Origin of the sequence: Mesosutterella faecium (genome assembly GCF_022809315.2) — a bacterium.
GTDB lineage: Bacteria > Pseudomonadota > Gammaproteobacteria > Burkholderiales > Burkholderiaceae_F > Mesosutterella > Mesosutterella faecium.
Genome location: NZ_JAKZJU020000001.1, coordinates 951,664 through 969,219, shown reverse-complemented (window position 1 = coordinate 969,219; position 17,556 = coordinate 951,664). Strand labels below are relative to the sequence as shown.

Annotated in this window: 10 protein-coding genes, 4 tRNA genes and 2 rRNA genes; 2 read left to right on the top strand and 14 right to left on the bottom strand. The window is 55.8% G+C overall.

Annotated features, from left to right (window positions below):
• Nucleotides 1-3 precede the first annotated feature (3 nt).
• The 3 genes from MUN46_RS04510 to uvrB all read right to left on the bottom strand — a co-directional run bounded on the left by MUN46_RS04510 (nucleotide 4) and on the right by uvrB (nucleotide 3,491).
• Nucleotides 4-525 carry an Rrf2 family transcriptional regulator gene (locus MUN46_RS04510; protein WP_243376106.1) on the bottom strand — a complete coding sequence of 174 codons (522 nt, stop codon included), beginning with the start codon at nucleotides 523-525 and terminating at the stop codon, nucleotides 4-6.
• 283 nt (nucleotides 526-808) lie between these two features.
• Entirely contained in the window at nucleotides 809-1,321 is a 513-nt protein-coding gene (locus MUN46_RS04505; protein ID WP_243376105.1) for a low molecular weight protein-tyrosine-phosphatase, read from the bottom strand.
• Nucleotides 1,322-1,457: 136 nt separating this feature from the next.
• Entirely contained in the window at nucleotides 1,458-3,491 is a 2,034-nt protein-coding gene (gene uvrB / locus MUN46_RS04500; RefSeq protein WP_243376104.1) for an excinuclease ABC subunit UvrB, read from the bottom strand.
• Nucleotides 3,492-3,691: 200 nt separating this feature from the next.
• Between uvrB and MUN46_RS04495 the strand changes: the two genes are divergently transcribed.
• Nucleotides 3,692-4,897 (top strand): amino acid aminotransferase, encoded by a 1,206-nt coding sequence (locus MUN46_RS04495; RefSeq protein ID WP_243376103.1) that lies wholly within the window; start codon nucleotides 3,692-3,694, stop codon nucleotides 4,895-4,897.
• 110 nt (nucleotides 4,898-5,007) lie between these two features.
• Nucleotides 5,008-5,083 (top strand) — tRNA-Asn (locus MUN46_RS04490).
• An 80-nt stretch (nucleotides 5,084-5,163) separates the two neighbouring features.
• Here MUN46_RS04490 and MUN46_RS04485 read toward each other — a convergent pair.
• The 11 genes from MUN46_RS04485 to MUN46_RS04435 form a co-directional block, all read right to left on the bottom strand.
• Complete coding sequence (locus tag MUN46_RS04485) at nucleotides 5,164-6,933, bottom strand: IS1634 family transposase (RefSeq protein ID WP_285230523.1); 1,770 nt, start codon at nucleotides 6,931-6,933, stop codon at nucleotides 5,164-5,166.
• A 266-nt stretch (nucleotides 6,934-7,199) separates the two neighbouring features.
• Nucleotides 7,200-9,416, bottom strand: coding sequence for an ornithine decarboxylase (locus tag MUN46_RS04480; protein WP_243377739.1), 2,217 nt, complete (start codon nucleotides 9,414-9,416; stop codon nucleotides 7,200-7,202).
• Nucleotides 9,417-9,673: 257 nt separating this feature from the next.
• Nucleotides 9,674-9,764, bottom strand: a tRNA-Ser gene (locus MUN46_RS04475).
• Between the two features lie 632 nt (nucleotides 9,765-10,396).
• Nucleotides 10,397-10,732, bottom strand: a complete 336-nt coding sequence (locus MUN46_RS04470) for a hypothetical protein (RefSeq protein ID WP_243377738.1) — start codon at nucleotides 10,730-10,732, stop codon at nucleotides 10,397-10,399.
• A 76-nt stretch (nucleotides 10,733-10,808) separates the two neighbouring features.
• Entirely contained in the window at nucleotides 10,809-12,110 is a 1,302-nt protein-coding gene (gene serS / locus MUN46_RS04465; protein WP_243377741.1) for a serine--tRNA ligase, read from the bottom strand.
• Nucleotides 12,111-12,278: 168 nt separating this feature from the next.
• Nucleotides 12,279-13,556, bottom strand: a complete 1,278-nt coding sequence (locus MUN46_RS04460; RefSeq protein ID WP_243377740.1) for a replication-associated recombination protein A — start codon at nucleotides 13,554-13,556, stop codon at nucleotides 12,279-12,281.
• A gap of 316 nt (nucleotides 13,557-13,872) precedes the next feature.
• Nucleotides 13,873-13,987 (bottom strand): 5S ribosomal RNA (rrf, locus tag MUN46_RS04455).
• Nucleotides 13,983-14,141 (bottom strand): hypothetical protein, encoded by a 159-nt coding sequence (locus tag MUN46_RS04450; RefSeq protein WP_285230524.1) that lies wholly within the window; start codon nucleotides 14,139-14,141, stop codon nucleotides 13,983-13,985. Before MUN46_RS04450 ends, rrf begins: the two co-directional genes overlap by 5 nt.
• Nucleotides 14,142-14,147: 6 nt before the next feature.
• A 23S ribosomal RNA gene (locus tag MUN46_RS04445) occupies nucleotides 14,148-17,033 on the bottom strand.
• Nucleotides 17,034-17,338: 305 nt separating this feature from the next.
• Nucleotides 17,339-17,414, bottom strand: a tRNA-Ala gene (locus MUN46_RS04440).
• Nucleotides 17,415-17,423: 9 nt separating this feature from the next.
• Nucleotides 17,424-17,500 (bottom strand) — tRNA-Ile (locus MUN46_RS04435).
• Between the last annotated feature and the right edge of the window lie 56 nt (nucleotides 17,501-17,556).

Here is a 17,556-nt window from a genome sequence, read left to right as displayed (position 1 = left end):
CAATCAATTTTTCGATTCAATCGTTTTTTTCAAGCGGGGATCGTCCCGCCGGCCTCGGCGCATGGCCTCCGGGTCCACTTTGACAAAAGTGATGCCTTCGGCTGCATTTTTCCTGCGCTCCTCGCACTGCGCCACCAGGCGCGACAGCGTGGCATTCCTCAGAACAGTCTCCAGCGTCTGGTTAAGGGAAGCCCACAGTTCGTGGGTCAGACATTCGATGCCGCTGTGATGGCAGTCGCTGGTCCCGCCGCACTGCGTGGCGTCCAGGTTGTCCTCCACGACATCGACGATGTCTCCGGCCGAAATCTCATCGGGCGACCTGGCCAGAAGGTATCCCCCGCCGGGGCCGCGGATACTCACCACCAGGCCGGCACGGCGCAGTTTGCCAAAGAGCTGCTCAAGATAGGCGACGGAAATGGACTCCCTTTCCGCAATCTCATTGAGGGAGACGGGCTTTTTTCCGCCGTACATGGCCATATCCACGAGAGCTGTGACGGCAAAGCGCCCTTTCGTAGTCAGCCTCATTTTTCGAGCAGCTCCTCTGTTATTCCCTTTGACAAATGCGCATGATACACCAATACCCGACAATTTAACTCAAGAATTGGCCAGGCGTACGCCCGCCCGAACATGAAGGGGAAAAATCAGCCGTCCGGCAGCCACCCGGACCGAATGCAGCCTTCCTGCGCCGCCGGGGCCCTTCCTAGCAGCCTCTCCTGCGGGCATCGCTGCGCCGGACGCGCAAAAAAAGAGGACAGCCCCTGATCGAGCTGTCCCCCGGGAGTGCTGCGGCCGCAGTACTCTGCAGGCCTTAAGAGGCCCCGCTGTCTTTTATCAGTGAAGGAGCGTACATGGACACCCGTCTCTTGACAATCTCAAGCAGCCCCTGGCAGGCATCCTCGCAGTAATCCAGCACCAGGCTGAATCCATTGGCGCCGCCGTAATACGGATCCGGAATGACTGCGGCGTCATATTCGCTGGCATAACGCATCAGCAGATGCAGCTTGTGCCGGTACATCGGGGGACACTGCCGCTGAAGTTCCGTCAGATTCTCCCAATCCATGGCGAGAATGAAATCGCAGGTGCGGTAATCATCCATAGTAATCTGCCGCGCCCTGTGCCCGGACAGATCATAGCCGCGCTTACGGCCGGCCAGCTGCGAGCGGACGTCAGGCGCCTCGCCCACGTGATAGGCATGCGTGCCGGCGGAATCGACGCTCACCTCCGAACTGATCCCCGCCTCCTCCACCATTTTGCGAAATACAGCCTCTGCCGTTGGGGAGCGGCAGATATTGCCCATGCAGACGAATAAGACCTTAATCATATTTGGGTAAATAAACGCAAAAAATGATCCGTTTAGACAAAAAACGATATGGTAGCTTCAATCCTAACTCTTTTGTCGTTTCAAGCACAGGCAATCATTGATACGGTTTGTTGCAGCGCAAGGCGCCGCCTCTTGCTCAGCACTGGTCCGGCACCGACGCCCCGAAGAGTCTTTGGCGGAGTTGCTCGAGCTGGTCGCGCACCCGGGCTGCCTTTTCAAACTCCAGATCCCGTGCATAGTCGTTCATCTGCTTTTCCAGACGGCGTATCTGCTGGGAGGCGGCCTCCTCGCTGAGCGGCGCCCCGGCCGGCTCCGCCGCGGCCGCTTCGTTCTGAACCGCATCCGGCCGATAGACGCCGTCGATGATGTCCCTCACTTCCTTCACAATGCCGCGGGGAGTGATGTGGTGGTCGCTGTTGAACTGAAGCTGCTTGGCACGGCGCCGGTTCGTTTCCGTGATAGCCGCCTTCATGGAGTCCGTCATCTGGTCGGCGTAGAGGATCGCCTTGCCATGAAGATTGCGGGCGGCCCTGCCGATAGTCTGAATCAGGCTTCGCTCGCTTCTGAGGAACCCCTCCTTGTCGGCATCGAGGATCGCCACCAGTGAAACTTCCGGGATATCGAGTCCTTCCCTGAGCAGGTTGATGCCCACAAGCACGTCAAAAACCCCGGCCCTCAGATCGCGGATGATCTCAACCCGCTCAACGGTGTCGATGTCCGAATGAAGGTAACGGACCTTGACCTTGTTCTCGGCCAGAAAATCCGTCAGGTCTTCCGCCATCTTTTTCGTCAGAGTCGTGATGAGCACCCTTTCTCCGCGGCGCGTCCTGGCGTAGATCTCATCGAGGACATCGTCGACCTGGGTCTGGGCCGGCCGCACTTCCACTTCAGGATCCAGCAGTCCGGTCGGACGCACCACCTGCTCGACCACCTGGGCCGAATGCTCAAGCTCCCAGGCGGCAGGCGTGGCCGAAACGAATACCGACCTCCGCATCTTCCGCTCGAACTCCTCAAATTTGAGGGGCCTGTTGTCCATGGCCGAAGGCAGGCGGAATCCGTACTGAACCAGGGTCTCCTTTCTTGAATGGTCTCCGCGGTACATGCCTCCGAGCTGCCCCATGGTAACGTGGCTCTCATCGAAAAACATGATGGCGTCGGCGGGGAGGTAATCAATCAGGCAGGCAGGAGGCTCGCCCGGCTTCAGGCCAGAAAGATGGCGGGAATAATTTTCAATGCCCTTGCAGAACCCCACTTCCTGGAGCATTTCCAGGTCAAACATCGTCCTTTGCTCCAGCCGCTGCGCCTCAACCTCCTTGCCCTCGCGGTGGAAATACTCGAGCCGTTCCTTCAGCTCCTGCTTGATCGTGTCAATCGCCCGAAGCAGGTCTTCCCTCGGCGTGACATAGTTGGAAGCGGGATAAACGACAAAGCGCGGGACCTTCTGACGGATCTCCCCTGTCAAAGGATCAAAGAGCAGCACAGCGTCGACTTCATCGTCAAACAGCTCAATGCGGACCGCCAATTCCGCATGCTCGGCCGGAAAAACATCGATGGTGTCGCCCCGGACTCGGAAAGTGCCGCGCTTGAACTCAAGGTCGCTGCGCTTGTACTGCATCACGACCAGCTGGCGGATGAAATCGCTGCGGCTCTTCGTATCCCCCTGCCTGAGGATAAGCCGCATCTCGGTGTAGCTTTCCGGCTTCCCAATGCCGTAGATGGCGGATACCGTCGCCACAATGATCGTGTCGCGCCTTTCCAGAATGGACTTCGTGGCCGCCAGCCTCATTTGCTCAATATGGTCATTGATCGCGGAATCTTTTTCTATGAACAGGTCCCGGGAGGGCACATAAGCCTCGGGCTGATAGTAGTCATAGTACGACACGAAGTATTCGACCGCGTTGCGCGGGAAGAAATCCCTGAATTCGGAGTAAAGCTGCGCAGCTAAAGTCTTGTTGGGCGCCATGACCAGAGTCGGGACTCCGATCCTTGCGATCACATTGGCCATCGTGAAGGTTTTTCCGGATCCGGTCACGCCAAGCAGCGTCTGCCCCATCAGCCCGTTTTCAAGGCCCTCTGTCAGTTTTTCAATAGCCTCAGGCTGATCTCCGCTCGGGTCGTAAGGAGCGTGCAGTTCAAACGGCGAGCCTTCGAAAGTGAGAATTTTGTCCACAGGAATAAGCCTAAAAGGATGGAGCGGACCTCAAATTTCAATGAGATCTCTCTCCGCAGCCTCATGATCCGGGCCAACATTGTTTTCTTTTGGAGACATAATAGTGGATATTCTGTTTTCTCTGCCCCCTGCTCCTGACCGGGGCTGTCGGGAAAGCAAATATATACATATAAAACAACTCCTCTCTAACTGGAATAGAAATGACAGACAAGCTTTTTGAAAAGATCCCTGCCGCTCCTGAAGACCCGATTCTTGGAGTCGGCCAGCAGTTCAAGGCCGACCCCCGCGCAGAGAAAGTGAACCTGAGCGTCGGCGTGTACCAGACGGAAGAAGGGAAAATCCCTGTTCTGAATGTCGTGCGTGAGGCTGAAACCCGCCTCTACAAGGCAAACAAGCCCCATGGCTACGGCCCGATTTCCGGAAATCCGGACGTCGATCACTATATTCAGGAGCTGCTGTTCGGCAAGGACTCCGAGGTCATCACAAGCAAGCGGGCCTGCACTGTCCAGTCCCTCGGCGGCACCGGCGCCATCAAGCTTGCCGCAGACCTCCTTCATGTCGTGCTGGGCAAGAACAAAGCAGCCACTTCAGCTCCGACCTGGGGCAACCACAACACGATCTTCAAGCAGGCGGGTTACGAGGTCAGCCATTACCGCTACTACAACAAGGAAGCCGGCACGATCGATTTCGACCATCTCATCGGAGACATCAGGGCTCTGGAGTCTGGAACCGTCGTCGTGCTCCACGCCTGCTGCCACAACCCGACGGGACTCGATTTCTCGGAAGAACAGTGGAAGACGCTGCTTGACGTGATCGTCGAGCGGGGACTCACGCCGCTGCTGGACATCGCCTATCAGGGCTTTGACAAGGGACTGGACGAGGACGCCTCTTCCATCCGCCTCTTCGCCAAAGCCGGCATCAGCTTCCTGGTCTCTTCCTCCTTCTCCAAGTCTTTCAGCCTGTACGGCGAAAGAATCGGTGGCCTGACCGTCGTCACCCAGAATGCAGATGAAGCCGCGCGGGTTCTTTCTCAGGTCAAGCAGATGGCCAGAGCCAATTATTCCAATCCCCCGCTTTACGGCGCCGCCCTTGTTGCCACTGTTCTAGGAGATCCCAAGCTGCGCGCGGAATGGGAGCAGGAGCTTGCCGCCATGCGCAACCGCATCCGCGAAATGAGGGAGCTGCTTGCCGAGGCGATGAAAAAAGCCGGTTCTCCCCGCGACTTCAGCTTTGTCACCAAACAGGACGGCATGTTCTCCTTCACAGGCTTTACTCCCGAACAGATCGAGAGGCTGAAGAAGGACTACGGCATCTACGCGGTTGCCAACGGCAGAATCTGCATCGCAGGGCTCAATCACAAGAATATTGAGTACGTGGCCAAGGCCTTTACCGCCGTCCAGAAGTGATGCATCCCGGCAAAGGAAGGAATTTATCCTTCCTTTGCCCCGCATATGTGTTATGCAGTAAAAAAATCTTGACAGAATTCGATTAACTGTGTAAAGTTACTTCTCGTCATTCCCCGATAGCTCAGTCGGTAGAGCAACGGACTGTTAATCCGTGGGTCGTTGGTTCGAGCCCAACTCGGGGAGCCAGATTTTGAAAGCCGGAGCACTTGATGTTCCGGCTTTCTTTTTTGCCCATTTCATTCTTTAACCCTGAACTCCCGGGGTTTCTAGTCTTTAAGAACCCTGGGAGGAACGGGCAGACCAAGCATCGTGAACAAATCACGATGCTTTTTTGCTAACTGCTGGCTGACCCATTTGTTGTGAGTCTTCAACTTCGTGGCCTGGACGTTCCTGAGTTTGGCCAGTGCGAGGGTCAGGGAATTGCCCGGGAGCTTCAGATCAGAATTGCTTTGAGTCTGAGCCCTCGCACTGAAGGACATCCTGGTCCTGAGGGTCTGCGCGAGGATGTAAATGAACAGCCGGCCGATGTAGGTGCTGTCCGTCGAGCGGATCCTGTCGCCGTGGATTTCGTTTTTAAACTGGTCAAAGGACTGCTCGACCACATTCCTTTCCCGATAAATTTCCAAAGCGGCGAAAGGATCCGCAATCTCATTGGTGCGGATGACAAAGCAGCCGTAATAGCGCGTTTCCTTTTCGATTGCTTCGTAGTCAGGCTTCCATACCGGACGTCCTGAGTCATCCTTTGTGCAGGTCAGAAAATTTTTAACGTCCTGCCAGGCCTGGCTGTCGACAGAACGCCCTTCATTCTTCTTTTTCAAGGCTTTCTCGATGGCCTTGAGCAGGTCAAAAGATTCCTTTGCTGCCCGGATGTTGTTTCTGTAGAGATGGAGGGCAACCTTGACGTCCTGGCGGTTGGAGCGCCATTCGGCGTCAGGCGCGGTGACGGCGGCAACCTCCAGCAGGCCTGACTGGCAGGCAGGTTTTTCAAAATCCTTCCTGTGTTTGTCGAACTTTCGTTTGACCGAGTCCTCGACGACCCGCACGCCCTGGACGAACCGCAGGTTCATCTCCAGGGATTTCTGGGTGTTCATGATGCTGCTGTAGCCGCGGTCCGTGACAAGAAGCATCTTGTCCAGTTCAATGCCTTCGTCCCGCATCTGAAAAAGGATTTCACGGAAAGAGGCCGCGTCATTGATGGACCCCTCGTAAATGTGGGCGAAGACTGCCTCTCCGGTGACGTAGTCGCAGACGAAGGCGAGGTTGACCTGCCTGAGTTCCGGGTTCTGTTTGGCATGACCGTAGGCGGCGTCTCTGATCGTCTCGGAGTAGGTGGAGATGCTCGTGCTGTCCAGCGCCAGCATTTGCGGCGGGACATAGCTGCCGGGCTTGAGCGAGGCTTTGATCAGGGCGCTGCGCTGCCGGGCTTCCTCGGCAGAGCGTTTGAAGCGGAGCTTGAAATAGGCCTTGAGCTTGTCGCGGTCCACCTGTTCCAGAACTTCGGAAATTCTCTGGCTGGACAAAGGCCGGGCCCCCGGCAGATAAACCCCTGAGAGCCAGTCGCTGTAGAGCATCATGGCCTGGCCGGCGTCAAACTGGAAGATGGCCAGATCCATGAGCTTTTCAGCAAGATCCGCGCCAAACACGGACTTCAGGTCATCCCTGATGCCGTGGAGAATGCAGTATTCCCGGGCCGCCCAGGTGCAGCCCATGGAAACGGTCTCGTTCTGCTCCCAGCCTTCATCGGAAGCCGGTTCCTGCGGCTCCGCTTCTCCGACGTCCTGTGCGCTGACCAGTGAGTTTCCAGCCCAGTACCAGTCCCTGCCGGCGTATTCCGGATGAAGGGCAAGAAAGGCTTTTCCCACACGGACCTGGCGGGTCTGCGGATCCAGCCTGCCGACATGATGCCGCTCCGCAATGCGCGACTGATGCTTCTTTGGATCCCACTTGTTGCGGTAGGTGTAGACATAGGTCCTTCCCTGTTTGTCCGTGTAAGTGGAAAAGTTCATTTTGCCGGAGGCGTTTTCAGAAGAATCCATGGCGATAGCATGTTTTTATTAATTATAGACTATGTTACCATAAAATAAATATCCCGGCAAATTCAAATCATTGAATTTCCGGGACATTTGAAGTTAATTTGGCCTAAGTTTGTCCTGTGTCAACCCCTTCTGGAGCTAGGATAGCGGGAGTTTCCGTTTAACTTTCAAAGCAGGGAAGGCAAAAGCCTTCGGATTTCCCTTCCAAAGGCTTTTGCCGCGGCATTATAGGGCGCTCAGGGTTTCTAGACCGGCGCCCCGCTTCATCCTCAGTCCCGGGAGCCCCGCCCCCAGCCCATCTTCAGTCCCAGCGCCTTCGCCCTGTCCTCAGAAAGGACATAGCCGAAAATCTGCCGGCGTCCTCCCTCGCCCGGCTCAATGTACACGCCCTGGAGCTCCGGAGTAAAACCGGGCATGCGGTTGACAAGCTCTTCCAAGGCGAGGAAATAATCGAGCACAACACCCTCCCAGACCTCTCCGGGCACGCAGGTGATCACTCCGGGAGGATAAGGCAGCGCGCCTTCCAGCGCGATCCGTCCCGTGGCCTTGGACAGAGCGATAAGCTCGCCGTTTCCCCTCACCAGCTCGTAGTTGGCCGCCTGAGGAAGCATGGCCCGTCTGGGAAGCTCATCTTTTCTGAACATCGCTTTCTGCAGCTGCTTCAGGTCATATTCTCTGTAGAAGTCGTGCAGCTCCTGGCACAGTTTCCTGATCGTATAGCCGCTGTAGCGCTCTTTGTACCGTGCATACAGGCTGGGAAGCACCCGGGAAAGGGGAGCGTCCTGGTCGAGCAACCGTTCGAAATGAGCAATTCTGTTGACAAGGTTCTCCATCTTCGCCAGATCTTCGGCAGGAGTCATCAGAAAGAGAATGGAATTGAGATCCGCCTTTTCGGGAATAATGCCGTTTTCTCGCAGATATTCTGCAAGAATCCCTGCCGGGACGCCGAACTCCTCGTAAGTTCCCTTCTCTATATTGATGCCGGGGGTAGTGAGCAGGAATTTGCAGGGATCCACGAAGTACTGGTCTTTGCCGTAGTCCTCGAAGCCATGCCACTTGGCTCCGGGCTCATACTTGAAGAACCGCAGCTCGCGGGCGATGAGCTCCGTGGGATAAGACTGCCAGGGGCGGCCGTCCACCTCCGGAGGGATAAAAGGCCTGATGTACTTGCAGGTCGCCAGAAGGTATTTCCTCGCATCGATGCCGACCTTGACACAATCGGCCCAAAGCAGACGCCCCGATTCACCCTCATGCATTTTCGCGTTCACGTCCAGCCCTGCGTAAAGAGGATAAAAGGGGCTTGTTGACGCATGCATCATGTAAGCGGAATTGAGCCGCTTGTGCGAGACGTAGCGCTTCTGACCACGGATGTGGTCGTCCTTCTTGTGGATCTGGGACGTCTGGGAAAATCCGGCCAGCTGCTTGTGGACGGACTGCGTCACAAAAATGCCAGGATCATCGGGCCCCAGATGAAGCAGCAGCGGGGAGCAGTCCTTCATCATGGGAATGAACTGCTCGTAGCCCACCCAGGCCGAATCGAAAAGAATGTAGTCGCACAAATGCCCCAGGCGGCTCACGATCTGCCGGGCGTTGCCGATCGTGCCGTCATACGTGCCCAGCTGTATCACCGCAAGCCTGAAAGGCCGGGGCTGCTTCGCCTTGACCGGATCGGCTTCGGCGGCGATTCTGCGTATGTAAGCCTCGTCGAAGCAGTGATTGTCAATGCCGCCGATAAAGCCGTAGGCGTTGCGGGCCGTTTCCAGATAAACAGCCGTAGCGCCGGCCTGGATCAAGGCTCCGTGCTGGACGGATTTATGGTTGTTGCTGTCATAGAGCACCAGATCCCCCGGAGCAAGAAGCGCCGTGAGCACAATCTGGTTGGAAGCCGAGGTCCCGCCAAGGACAAAATAAGTGCTGTCCGCATTAAAGACCCTGGCCGCATGCCTCTGGGCCTCGAACGGCGCTCCTTCATGAATGAGCAGATCGCCCATGGCGACGTCCGCATTGCAGAGGTCGGCCCGGAAAAGGTGCTCACCGAAAAAGTTATAGAACTCCCGTCCGGCCGGATGCCGTCGGAAGAAAGCACCGCCCTGGTGCCCCGGGCAGTCGAACTGGCTCTTGCCCTCCTCCACATAAGTCTCCAGCGCAGAGAAGAAGGGCGGCAGAAGCGAATCCTCATAGCGCTGTGCCGCAGCGTCAATCTGCCGGCCGTTGTAGATCTGGTTGGTCGGATTGTTGTCAATGACCTGTGAGACCTGTCCCAGCAAATCGGGAGGAAACTCCGTATTGTCGTCCTTGACGAGAACGACGGGAATTTCAAAGCAATAGGACTTGACCCGTGAAATCAGCCCCCGGGCGGCTTCCGCAACCGTCATCACGATCGCCGAGGACTCCGTCAAGTCAGAGGATTTCAAATCCACAATTGTTCGTTCAGATACAAATGCCTTGCGGGCTTCCAACGTTGCAGCAATCGTTAGTTTTTTCATGGTCAGGCGCCCGGCCGCCTTTCTGACGGATGCAGGGCTTTCCTCCTTTTCACTGAGGTCGGTCGATCTCAAGGGATCGTCTTCCCAACAGCGCGGGCTACCACCCGGCGCTGGGCTGTAAACTCCGTAAAAGCGGATCCATTTTAAATGACGGGGCGCAGTGCCGCGCCCTTCGGCCAGGCCCGCAGCTGTCCCGGCACATCCTGAAGATAAAAAAATCCCGGGCTGAAGCCTGAACAGGAGCCCGGGATCGAATATGGCGGAAGGGGAGGGATTCGAACCCTCGATACGGTATAGCCGTATGCCGGATTTCGAATCCGGTGCATTCGACCACTCTGCCACCCTTCCGTAAAAAGACAGCAGAGGCGAATGTTAGCAAAATTTATGAAATCCTGCCACTGCACTAGCCTATCCTTTATGACTCAGTTAAACTAAACGAAATTTACGCCGCCCGCGTATAACGCCCTTTGAAACCTTATTTCATAGGCTCAGCCATCTTTGGGAGAGATCAATATGGCTTCAGAAAAAAAAGATACTCAGTATTTTCACGACAAGTTCAAATCAGCAATCGAAGCAATTGAAATCCGTAACAAGAAAGGCTGGAAGGTCCTGCGGCAAAATGCCCTGGACGAACTCCTTTCTGTTGCCAAGGAGTTTGTTTCCAAGACCGGAGAGATGGCCGGAAAGGCTGCAAAGAAAATCGACGATGCATCCGCCAGGCTTCAGGCCGAAAAAAAGGCTTCTGCCAAACAGGCTGCCGTGAAGGCTCCGGCCCCCACGAGCGCCGAGCCTGCTAAAAAAGCCCCGGCAAAGAAAGCGGCAGCCAAGCCTGCCCCCGCGGCTTCGGCTGCAGCGCCAAAAGCCGCAGCCGCCAAAACTGCCGTAAAGAAGGCCTCCGCCCCGAAGAAAGCCGCGGCAGCCGCCAAAGCAGCCCCGGCCTCCAAGCCGGCAGCTGCGAAAACTGCGAAAAAAACAGTTGCTCAGAATGCCCCCGCCTCTAAAAAGACTGCCGTGAAAAAAGTGCCGGCTGCAGTGAAGAAAGCCGCCGCCCCCAAGACGGCAGAGAAGGCTGCGGCTCCAAAAGCAGCCGTAAAGAAAGCGGTCCCGGCAAAGAAAGCCGCTCCCGCAAAGAAAGCTGCGCCTAAAAAGCCTGCTTCAAAGAAAGCGGCCAAGGCCTGACTGATATAGTTCCGGCGCAGCCGGAAAAAGCCTAGGGAACAGGCGGCGGGCGATTGCCCCGCCGCCTGTTCTTTTGCTTCTACGCCTGCGGCGCGCCGGCACGCAGAAGCATGGTCTATGCACGGCACGTTAAGCACGAAAAAAACAGCCCCCGGAAAGCGACAAGCTTTTCGGGGGCCGTTCAGATCCTTCAGGCCTTAATTCCCCGGGCCATCAAGCCGCGGGGCCGATCTTTTCTACTCCGCCCATATACGGACGCAGGACTTCGGGAACCGTAATCGAACCATCAGCATTCTGATAGTTTTCAATCACTGCCACCAGAGCGCGGCCCACGGCGACTCCCGAACCATTGAGCGTGTGAACGTAACGCACCTTTCCGTCCTTTCCCTTGTACCGAGCGCCCATTCTGCGGGCCTGGAAGTCAAGGCAGTTGGAGCAGGAGGAAATTTCACGGTAGGTGTTCTGCGCCGGCAGCCAGACTTCCAAGTCAAAGGTCTGAGCCGAAGAAAAGCCCATGTCGCCCGTAGAAAGCATGATGACACGGTACGGAAGGCCCAGGAGCTGCAGCACTTCCTCGGCATTTTTGACCATCTCGTGAAGGTGGTCGTACGAATGCTCGGCCGGGACAATGCGGACCATCTCAACCTTTGCAAACTGATGCTGGCGGATCATGCCGCGCGTATCGCGGCCGTAAGAGCCCGCTTCGGAACGGAAGCAGGGGGTAAGGGCCGTAATCTTGATCGGAAGATCGGATTCCTTCAGAACCTTCCCGGCAACAGAATTCGTGAGCGGGACTTCCGCCGTCGGAATCAGGTACTGGAGCTCATGCTCGCCTTCTTCCTCATAACCTCCGATCCGGGCCGAGTAGAGGTCTTCCGCGAACTTGGGAAGCTGGCCGGTGCCCTGCATGGTAGAAGCGTTGACGATATACGGGGTGTAGCACTCCGTATAGCCGTGCTTGCGGGTGTGGAGATCCAGCATGAATTGGGCGAGAGCTCTGTGCAGATGAGCGATTTCCCCGCGCATGAAGCAGAAGCGGGAACCGGAGAGCTTGGCCGCCGTGTCGAAATCCATCCCAAGAGGGGCCGCCACATCAACGTGGTCTTTGATGGGGAAATCAAAAGTTCTTGGAGTCCCCCACCGCCACTGCTCCACATTGGATCTGTCGTCGGGGCCGATAGGGCATGCCTCATTCGGAAGGTTGGGGACGCGAAGCATCAGGGCTTCGAGTTTCTTGCGAATGTCTGAAAGGCGTCCCTCCAGCTCAGCCAGCTTTTTAGGAATCGAAGCGGCCTCAGCCATCAGGTCCTCGCAGGGAGCACCGGATTTCTTAGCAATGCCGATTTTTTTTGACAAAGAATTCCGACGGCTCTGCAGCTCCTCCGTTTCGGACTGAACCTGCTTGCGGTCAGCTTCCAAAGCCAGAAATTCTTTTTCAGGGAAATCAAAATTACGCGTCTTCAGGCGTGCAATGACTTCAGGCAACTGCTTGCGCAGAAGATTGATGTCGAGCATTACAAAAAATCCTTTAGAGAAACAAATAAAAAGCGAACCTGCTGCCGCAGCAGGATCCCTGCCGCCACCGCTTCGCTCCAGCTGATGGCTGAATGCAGAGAAGCCCCCGATGACGTCTGCCGCTGCGCAGATAGTTAATTTTGCAACAGGATAACTCAATGATCAAGTTCAGCGTTTTCGCCCCTTGCCCTGCTCCCAGGCCTGTTTGTTAAGCGCATCGAGCCTTGCAAGTTTCTCGGCGATCTTAATCTCCAGCCCTCTCGGGTTCGGTTTATACCAGCGCCTGCCTTCAAGCCCTTCGGGCAGATAAATTTCTCCGGCGGCGAAAGCGCCAGGCTCATCATGGGCATAGCGATAACCGTCGCTGTAGCCGAGTTCAGCCATCAATTTTGTCGGCGCATTCCTCAAATAAAGCGGAACGGGGCGGCTTCTGTCTTTTTTGATTAAAGCACGGACTGCGTTGTAAGCAACCTCGACCGAATTGCTTTTCGGTGCGGCTGCGAGATAGATAACGGCCTGCGCGATCGCGAGTTCTCCCTCCGGAGAACCGAGCCGTTCATAGATTTCAGCAGCTTCAAGGGCAAGCTGAGTTCCCCGGGGATCCGCCAGACCCACATCTTCAACGGCCATGCGCATGACGCGGCGGGCTATATAGCGCGGGTCGCAGCCCCCGTCGAGCATGCGGCAAAGCCAGTAAAGGGCGGCATCGGGATCTGAGCCGCGAACTGATTTGTGCAGCGCGCTGATCTGATCGTAGAAAGCCTCACCTCCCTTGTCGAAACGGCGCTGGGCCGCCGGAACGGACTTCTGGAGGAACGAACGGTCTATTTCCTTCAAATGGCGGGTCTGTGCCATTTCGGCGGAGACTTCAAGAGCGTTCAGGAGCCGGCGGGCGTCTCCGTCGGCAAGATCCACATAAAGCTCACGAGCCTCTTGAGTAATGGTTAAATCCTGATAAAACCTTGCGCGGGCCCGCTCCAGCAGCTCCAGACAATCTTCGGGACGAAGAGCCTCGAGCGTATAGACGGTCGATCGCGACAGCAGAGCGCTGTTGACCTCAAAGGAAGGATTCTCGGTTGTTGCGCCGATGAAGATGAACAGGCCCGACTCCACATGAGGCAGGAAGGCATCCTGCTGGGCCTTATTGAAACGATGAACTTCATCGACGAAGACCACCGTGGGCTCTCCCGTCATCGACTGGTGGGCTCGTGCAGCTTCAACTGTCACCCTTATTTCCTTGACACCGGATAAAACGGCTGAAATCGCGATGAAAGGCAGGTTGAAGGCCTTGGCCATGAGCCTTGCGATAGTGGTCTTTCCGACACCGGGAGGCCCCCACAGGATCATGGAATGGGGATGCCCGCTTTCCAACGCAACGCGTAGAGGCATCCCGGGCCCGAGCAGGTGCTTCTGACCTACTATTTCGTCCACAGAATCCGGTCTCATTCTTTCCGCCAGAGGGGACTGCGCGGACGAATGTGCGGACGAACTTGAATGCCCGGAGCCGGCTTTTACCTGTGGTTCAATTTCACCAAACAAATCTTTTGACATACAAAGAAACCTGACCGTAAGGACTGTTGCGCAGGCGCATTGATTTATGTTAGCTGTTTTGACGTGCGAGGAAGCGGAAAGCTGCCGGGAAAGGGTAAATCTGAAATAAGAACCGCCTGAATGGACTTTCAGGTGCGGGAGCTGCCCCCTGTGCGGACCCGGGTAAGGAAAAGCCCCTCCGGACGAACGTCCGGAGGGGCTTGATGGAGGAGCCTGACGGTGACCTACTTTCACCAGAAATACAACTGACTATCATCGGCGCGAAGGCGTTTCACTGTCCTGTTCGGAATGGGAAGGAGTGGGGCCGCCCTGCTATGGCCGTCAGGCAAAGGCTTTGGCTCCTGTCTGCGGAAATTTTTCCGAGGCACGAACCGAATGGCTTTCGGAAGGAATGAGACTTTCAAGGGCGCGATCGCTTTTTTTCACGCCTTGCTTTTCCCTTTTCAAAACCTCTGCAGCTTCTTTCTCTTCAAGCAGCACGGTTATAGGATCAAGCCGCACGGGCAATTAGTACTGGTTAGCTCCACGCCTCGCGGCGCTTCCACACCCAGCCTATCAACGTCCTGGTCTAGAACGACCCTTCAGTGAGGTCAAGCCTCAGGGAAGACTCATCTTCAGGCAAGTTTCCCGCTTAGATGCTTTCAGCGGTTATCTCTTCCGCACGTAGCTACCCGGCAATGCGACTGGCGTCACAACCGGTACACCAGAGGTGCGTCCACTCCGGTCCTCTCGTACTAGGAGCAGCCCCTGTCAATCTTCCAGCGCCCGCGGTAGATAGGGACCAAACTGTCTCACGACGTTTTAAACCCAGCTCACGTACCTCTTTAAATGGCGAACAGCCATACCCTTGGGACCGGCTACAGCCCCAGGATGAGATGAGCCGACATCGAGGTGCCAAACACCGCCGTCGATATGAACTCTTGGGCGGTATCAGCCTGTTATCCCCAGAGTACCTTTTATCCGTTGAGCGATGGCCCTTCCATTCAGTGCCACCGGATCACTATGACCTGCTTTCGCATCTGCTCGACTTGTAGGTCTCGCAGTCAGGCACGCTTCTCCCATTGCAGTATCCGCACGATTTCCGACCGTGCTTAGCGTACCTTCGCACTCCTCCGTTACCCTTTAGGAGGAGACCGCCCCAGTCAAACTGCCCACCATGCACGGTCCCCGGCCAGGTTCACTGGCTTAGGTTAGAACCTCAAACAAATCAGGGCGGTATTTCAACGTCGGCTCCAAGCGGACTAGCATCCGCTTTTCACAGCCTCCCGCCTATCCTACACAGATCGGTTCAAAGTCCAATGCAAAGCTGCAGTTAAGGTTCATGGGGTCTTTCCGTCTAGCCGCGGGGAGATTGCATCATCACAAACATTTCAATTTCACTGAGTCTCGGGAGGAGACAGTGTGGCCATCATTATGCCATTCGTGCAGGTCGGAACTTGCCCGACAAGGAATTTCGCTACCTTAGGACCGTTATAGTTACGGCCGCCGTTTACTGGGACTTCGATCAGAGGCTTGCACCTCATCAATTAATCTTCCAGCACCGGGCAGGCATCACGCCCTATACGTCGACTTTCATCTTTGCAGAGCGCTGTGTTTTTAGTAAACAGTTGCAGCCACCGATTCTCTGAGGCCCCTTCGCCCTCAGGGTTTCTCTCCCTTCAAGCTACCAGGGCACACCTTATTCCGAAGTTACGGTGTCAATTTGCCGAGTTCCTTCTCCCGAGTTCTCTCAAGCGCCTGAGCATATTCAGCTCACCCACCTGTGTCGGTTTACGGTACGGTCGGCGTTGAACTGAAGCTTAGAGGGTTTTCCTGGAAGCGCTTCAAGTGGCTTCGCCTTCATAAAGAAGGCCCGATTCTTCGTCCTGGATATTCGACAGCGGATTTGCCTGCTGCCATCCATCGCTCGAAAGCCGGGACATCCAACACCCGGTCCACTCTGGCTGCTCCGTCACCCCATCGCATTCAACGCCGGTTCAGGAATATTGACCTGATTCCCATCAGCTACGCTTCTCAGCCTGGCCTTAGGGACCGACTCACCCTGCTCCGATGAACGTAGAGCAGGAAACCTTGGGTTTGCGGCGAGCGGGCTTTTCACCCGCTTTATCGTTACTCATGTCAGCATTCGCACTTCTGATACCTCCAGCAGTCCTTGCGGACCACCTTCGCGGGCTTACAGAACGCTCCCCTACCACTCCGCGCTTAACGCGCGAAATCCGCAGCTTCGGTTATCGGCTTAGCCCCGTTACATCTTCCGCGCGGAAGGACTCGATCAGTGAGCTATTACGCTTTCTTTGAAGGATGGCTGCTTCTAAGCCAACTTCCTGACTGTTTTAGCCTTTCCACTTCGTTTTCCACTTAGCCGGTATTAGGGACCTTAGCTGGCGGTCTGGGTTGATTCCCTTTTGAGTCCGGACGTTAGCACCCGGTGCTCTGTCTCCCGTGCGAAGCTTCGCGGTATTCGGAGTTTGCCATAGTTTGGTAAGACGCCATGTCCCCCTAGCTATAACAGTGCTCTACCCCCGCGAGCTCGTGCACGAGGCACTACCTCAATAGTTTTCGGGGAGAACCAGCTATCTCCAGATTTGTTAAGCCTTTCACCCCTAACCACAGCTCATCCTCTGGTTTTGCAACACCAGTAGGTTCGGCCCTCCAGTGTGTGTTACCACACCTTCAGCCTGGCCATGGTTAGCTCATCTGGTTTCGGGTCTATGCCGTGCGACTCATTCGCCCTGTTCGGACTCGCTTTCGCTGCGCCTTCCCTATCCGGTTAAGCTTGCCACACAACATAAGTCGCTGACCCATTATGCAAAAGGTACGCAGTCACTCCTTGCGGAGCTCCTACTGTTTGTATGCATGCGGTTTCAGAATCTGTTTCACTCCCCTCCCGGGGTTCTTTTCGCCTTTCCTTCACAGTACTTGTTCGCTATCGGTCGATCACTAGTATTTAGCCTTGGAGGATGGTCCCCCCGTCTTCAGCCAGGGTTTCACGTGCCCCGGCCTACTTTTCGAATCCTTAGTACCTTGTCGACGGTTCCCGTACGGGGCTGTCACCCTCTGCGGCGGACCTTTCCAGGTCCTTCCGGTGTCGTCTTCAATATCGAATTCAGGCTGCTGCGCTTTCGCTCGCCGCTACTGGCACAATCTCGGTTGATTTCTTTTCCTGAAGCTACTGAGATGTTTCAGTTCGCCTCGTTCGCCTCCGAGGGCTATGTATTCACCCCCGGATCAGGCTAAAGCCTGGAGTTCCCTCATTCGGACATCTCAGGATCAATGCTCGTTGTCAGCTCCCCTGAGCTTTTCGCAGACTGCCGCGTCCTTCATCGCCTGTGATCGCCAAGGCATCCACCACATGCACTTAGTCGCTTGATCCTATAACCCTGCCGCCTTTTGCCGGCACGGGCTTCAAGTGACCTGTAACGTGTCGCTGTTCTCTTGAATCTGCTTCGGTTTCTACTTGGAGAAACTTGCAATTCGTGAATGCAATCACAACCCATGTTCCAAACTGCCGCTGGAAACCTCATCAATCTCCAGCTGTTTGAAACTTCTCATTCCTTCCTAATTGTTAAAGAACTGAACAGAACCCCTTCGCAGGGATCTTGTTTGAAAAAACGCTTCTTTTCAGCAGCGTCCTTTCAGACATCATCCCGCGGTCATTGCCTTCCGATGGGGAAAACTGGTGGAGACAAACGGGATCGAACCGTTGACCTCCTGGTTGCAAACCAGGCGCTCTCCCAACTGAGCTATGCCCCCGGCGGCCCTTGGTGGGTCTGGATGGATTCGAACCATCGACCCTCGCCTTATCAAGACGATGCTCTAACCAGCTGAGCTACAGACCCGGCCTGTCCTTCTCGCGTTCTGTTTTTGTACAACGAACGATAAGCGTGGGCTCTGA

Coding starts and splice junctions, on each gene's coding strand:
- MUN46_RS04510 (WP_243376106.1), bottom strand. CDS start 525: ATGAGGCTGACTACGAAAGGGCGCTTTGCCGTCACAGCTCTCGTGGAT.
- MUN46_RS04505 (WP_243376105.1), bottom strand. CDS start 1,321: ATGATTAAGGTCTTATTCGTCTGCATGGGCAATATCTGCCGCTCCCCA.
- MUN46_RS04495 (WP_243376103.1), top strand. CDS start 3,692: ATGACAGACAAGCTTTTTGAAAAGATCCCTGCCGCTCCTGAAGACCCG.
- MUN46_RS04485 (WP_285230523.1), bottom strand. CDS start 6,933: ATGGATTCTTCTGAAAACGCCTCCGGCAAAATGAACTTTTCCACTTAC.
- MUN46_RS04480 (WP_243377739.1), bottom strand. CDS start 9,416: ATGAAAAAACTAACGATTGCTGCAACGTTGGAAGCCCGCAAGGCATTT.
- serS (WP_243377741.1), bottom strand. CDS start 12,110: ATGCTCGACATCAATCTTCTGCGCAAGCAGTTGCCTGAAGTCATTGCA.
- MUN46_RS04460 (WP_243377740.1), bottom strand. CDS start 13,556: ATGAGACCGGATTCTGTGGACGAAATAGTAGGTCAGAAGCACCTGCTC.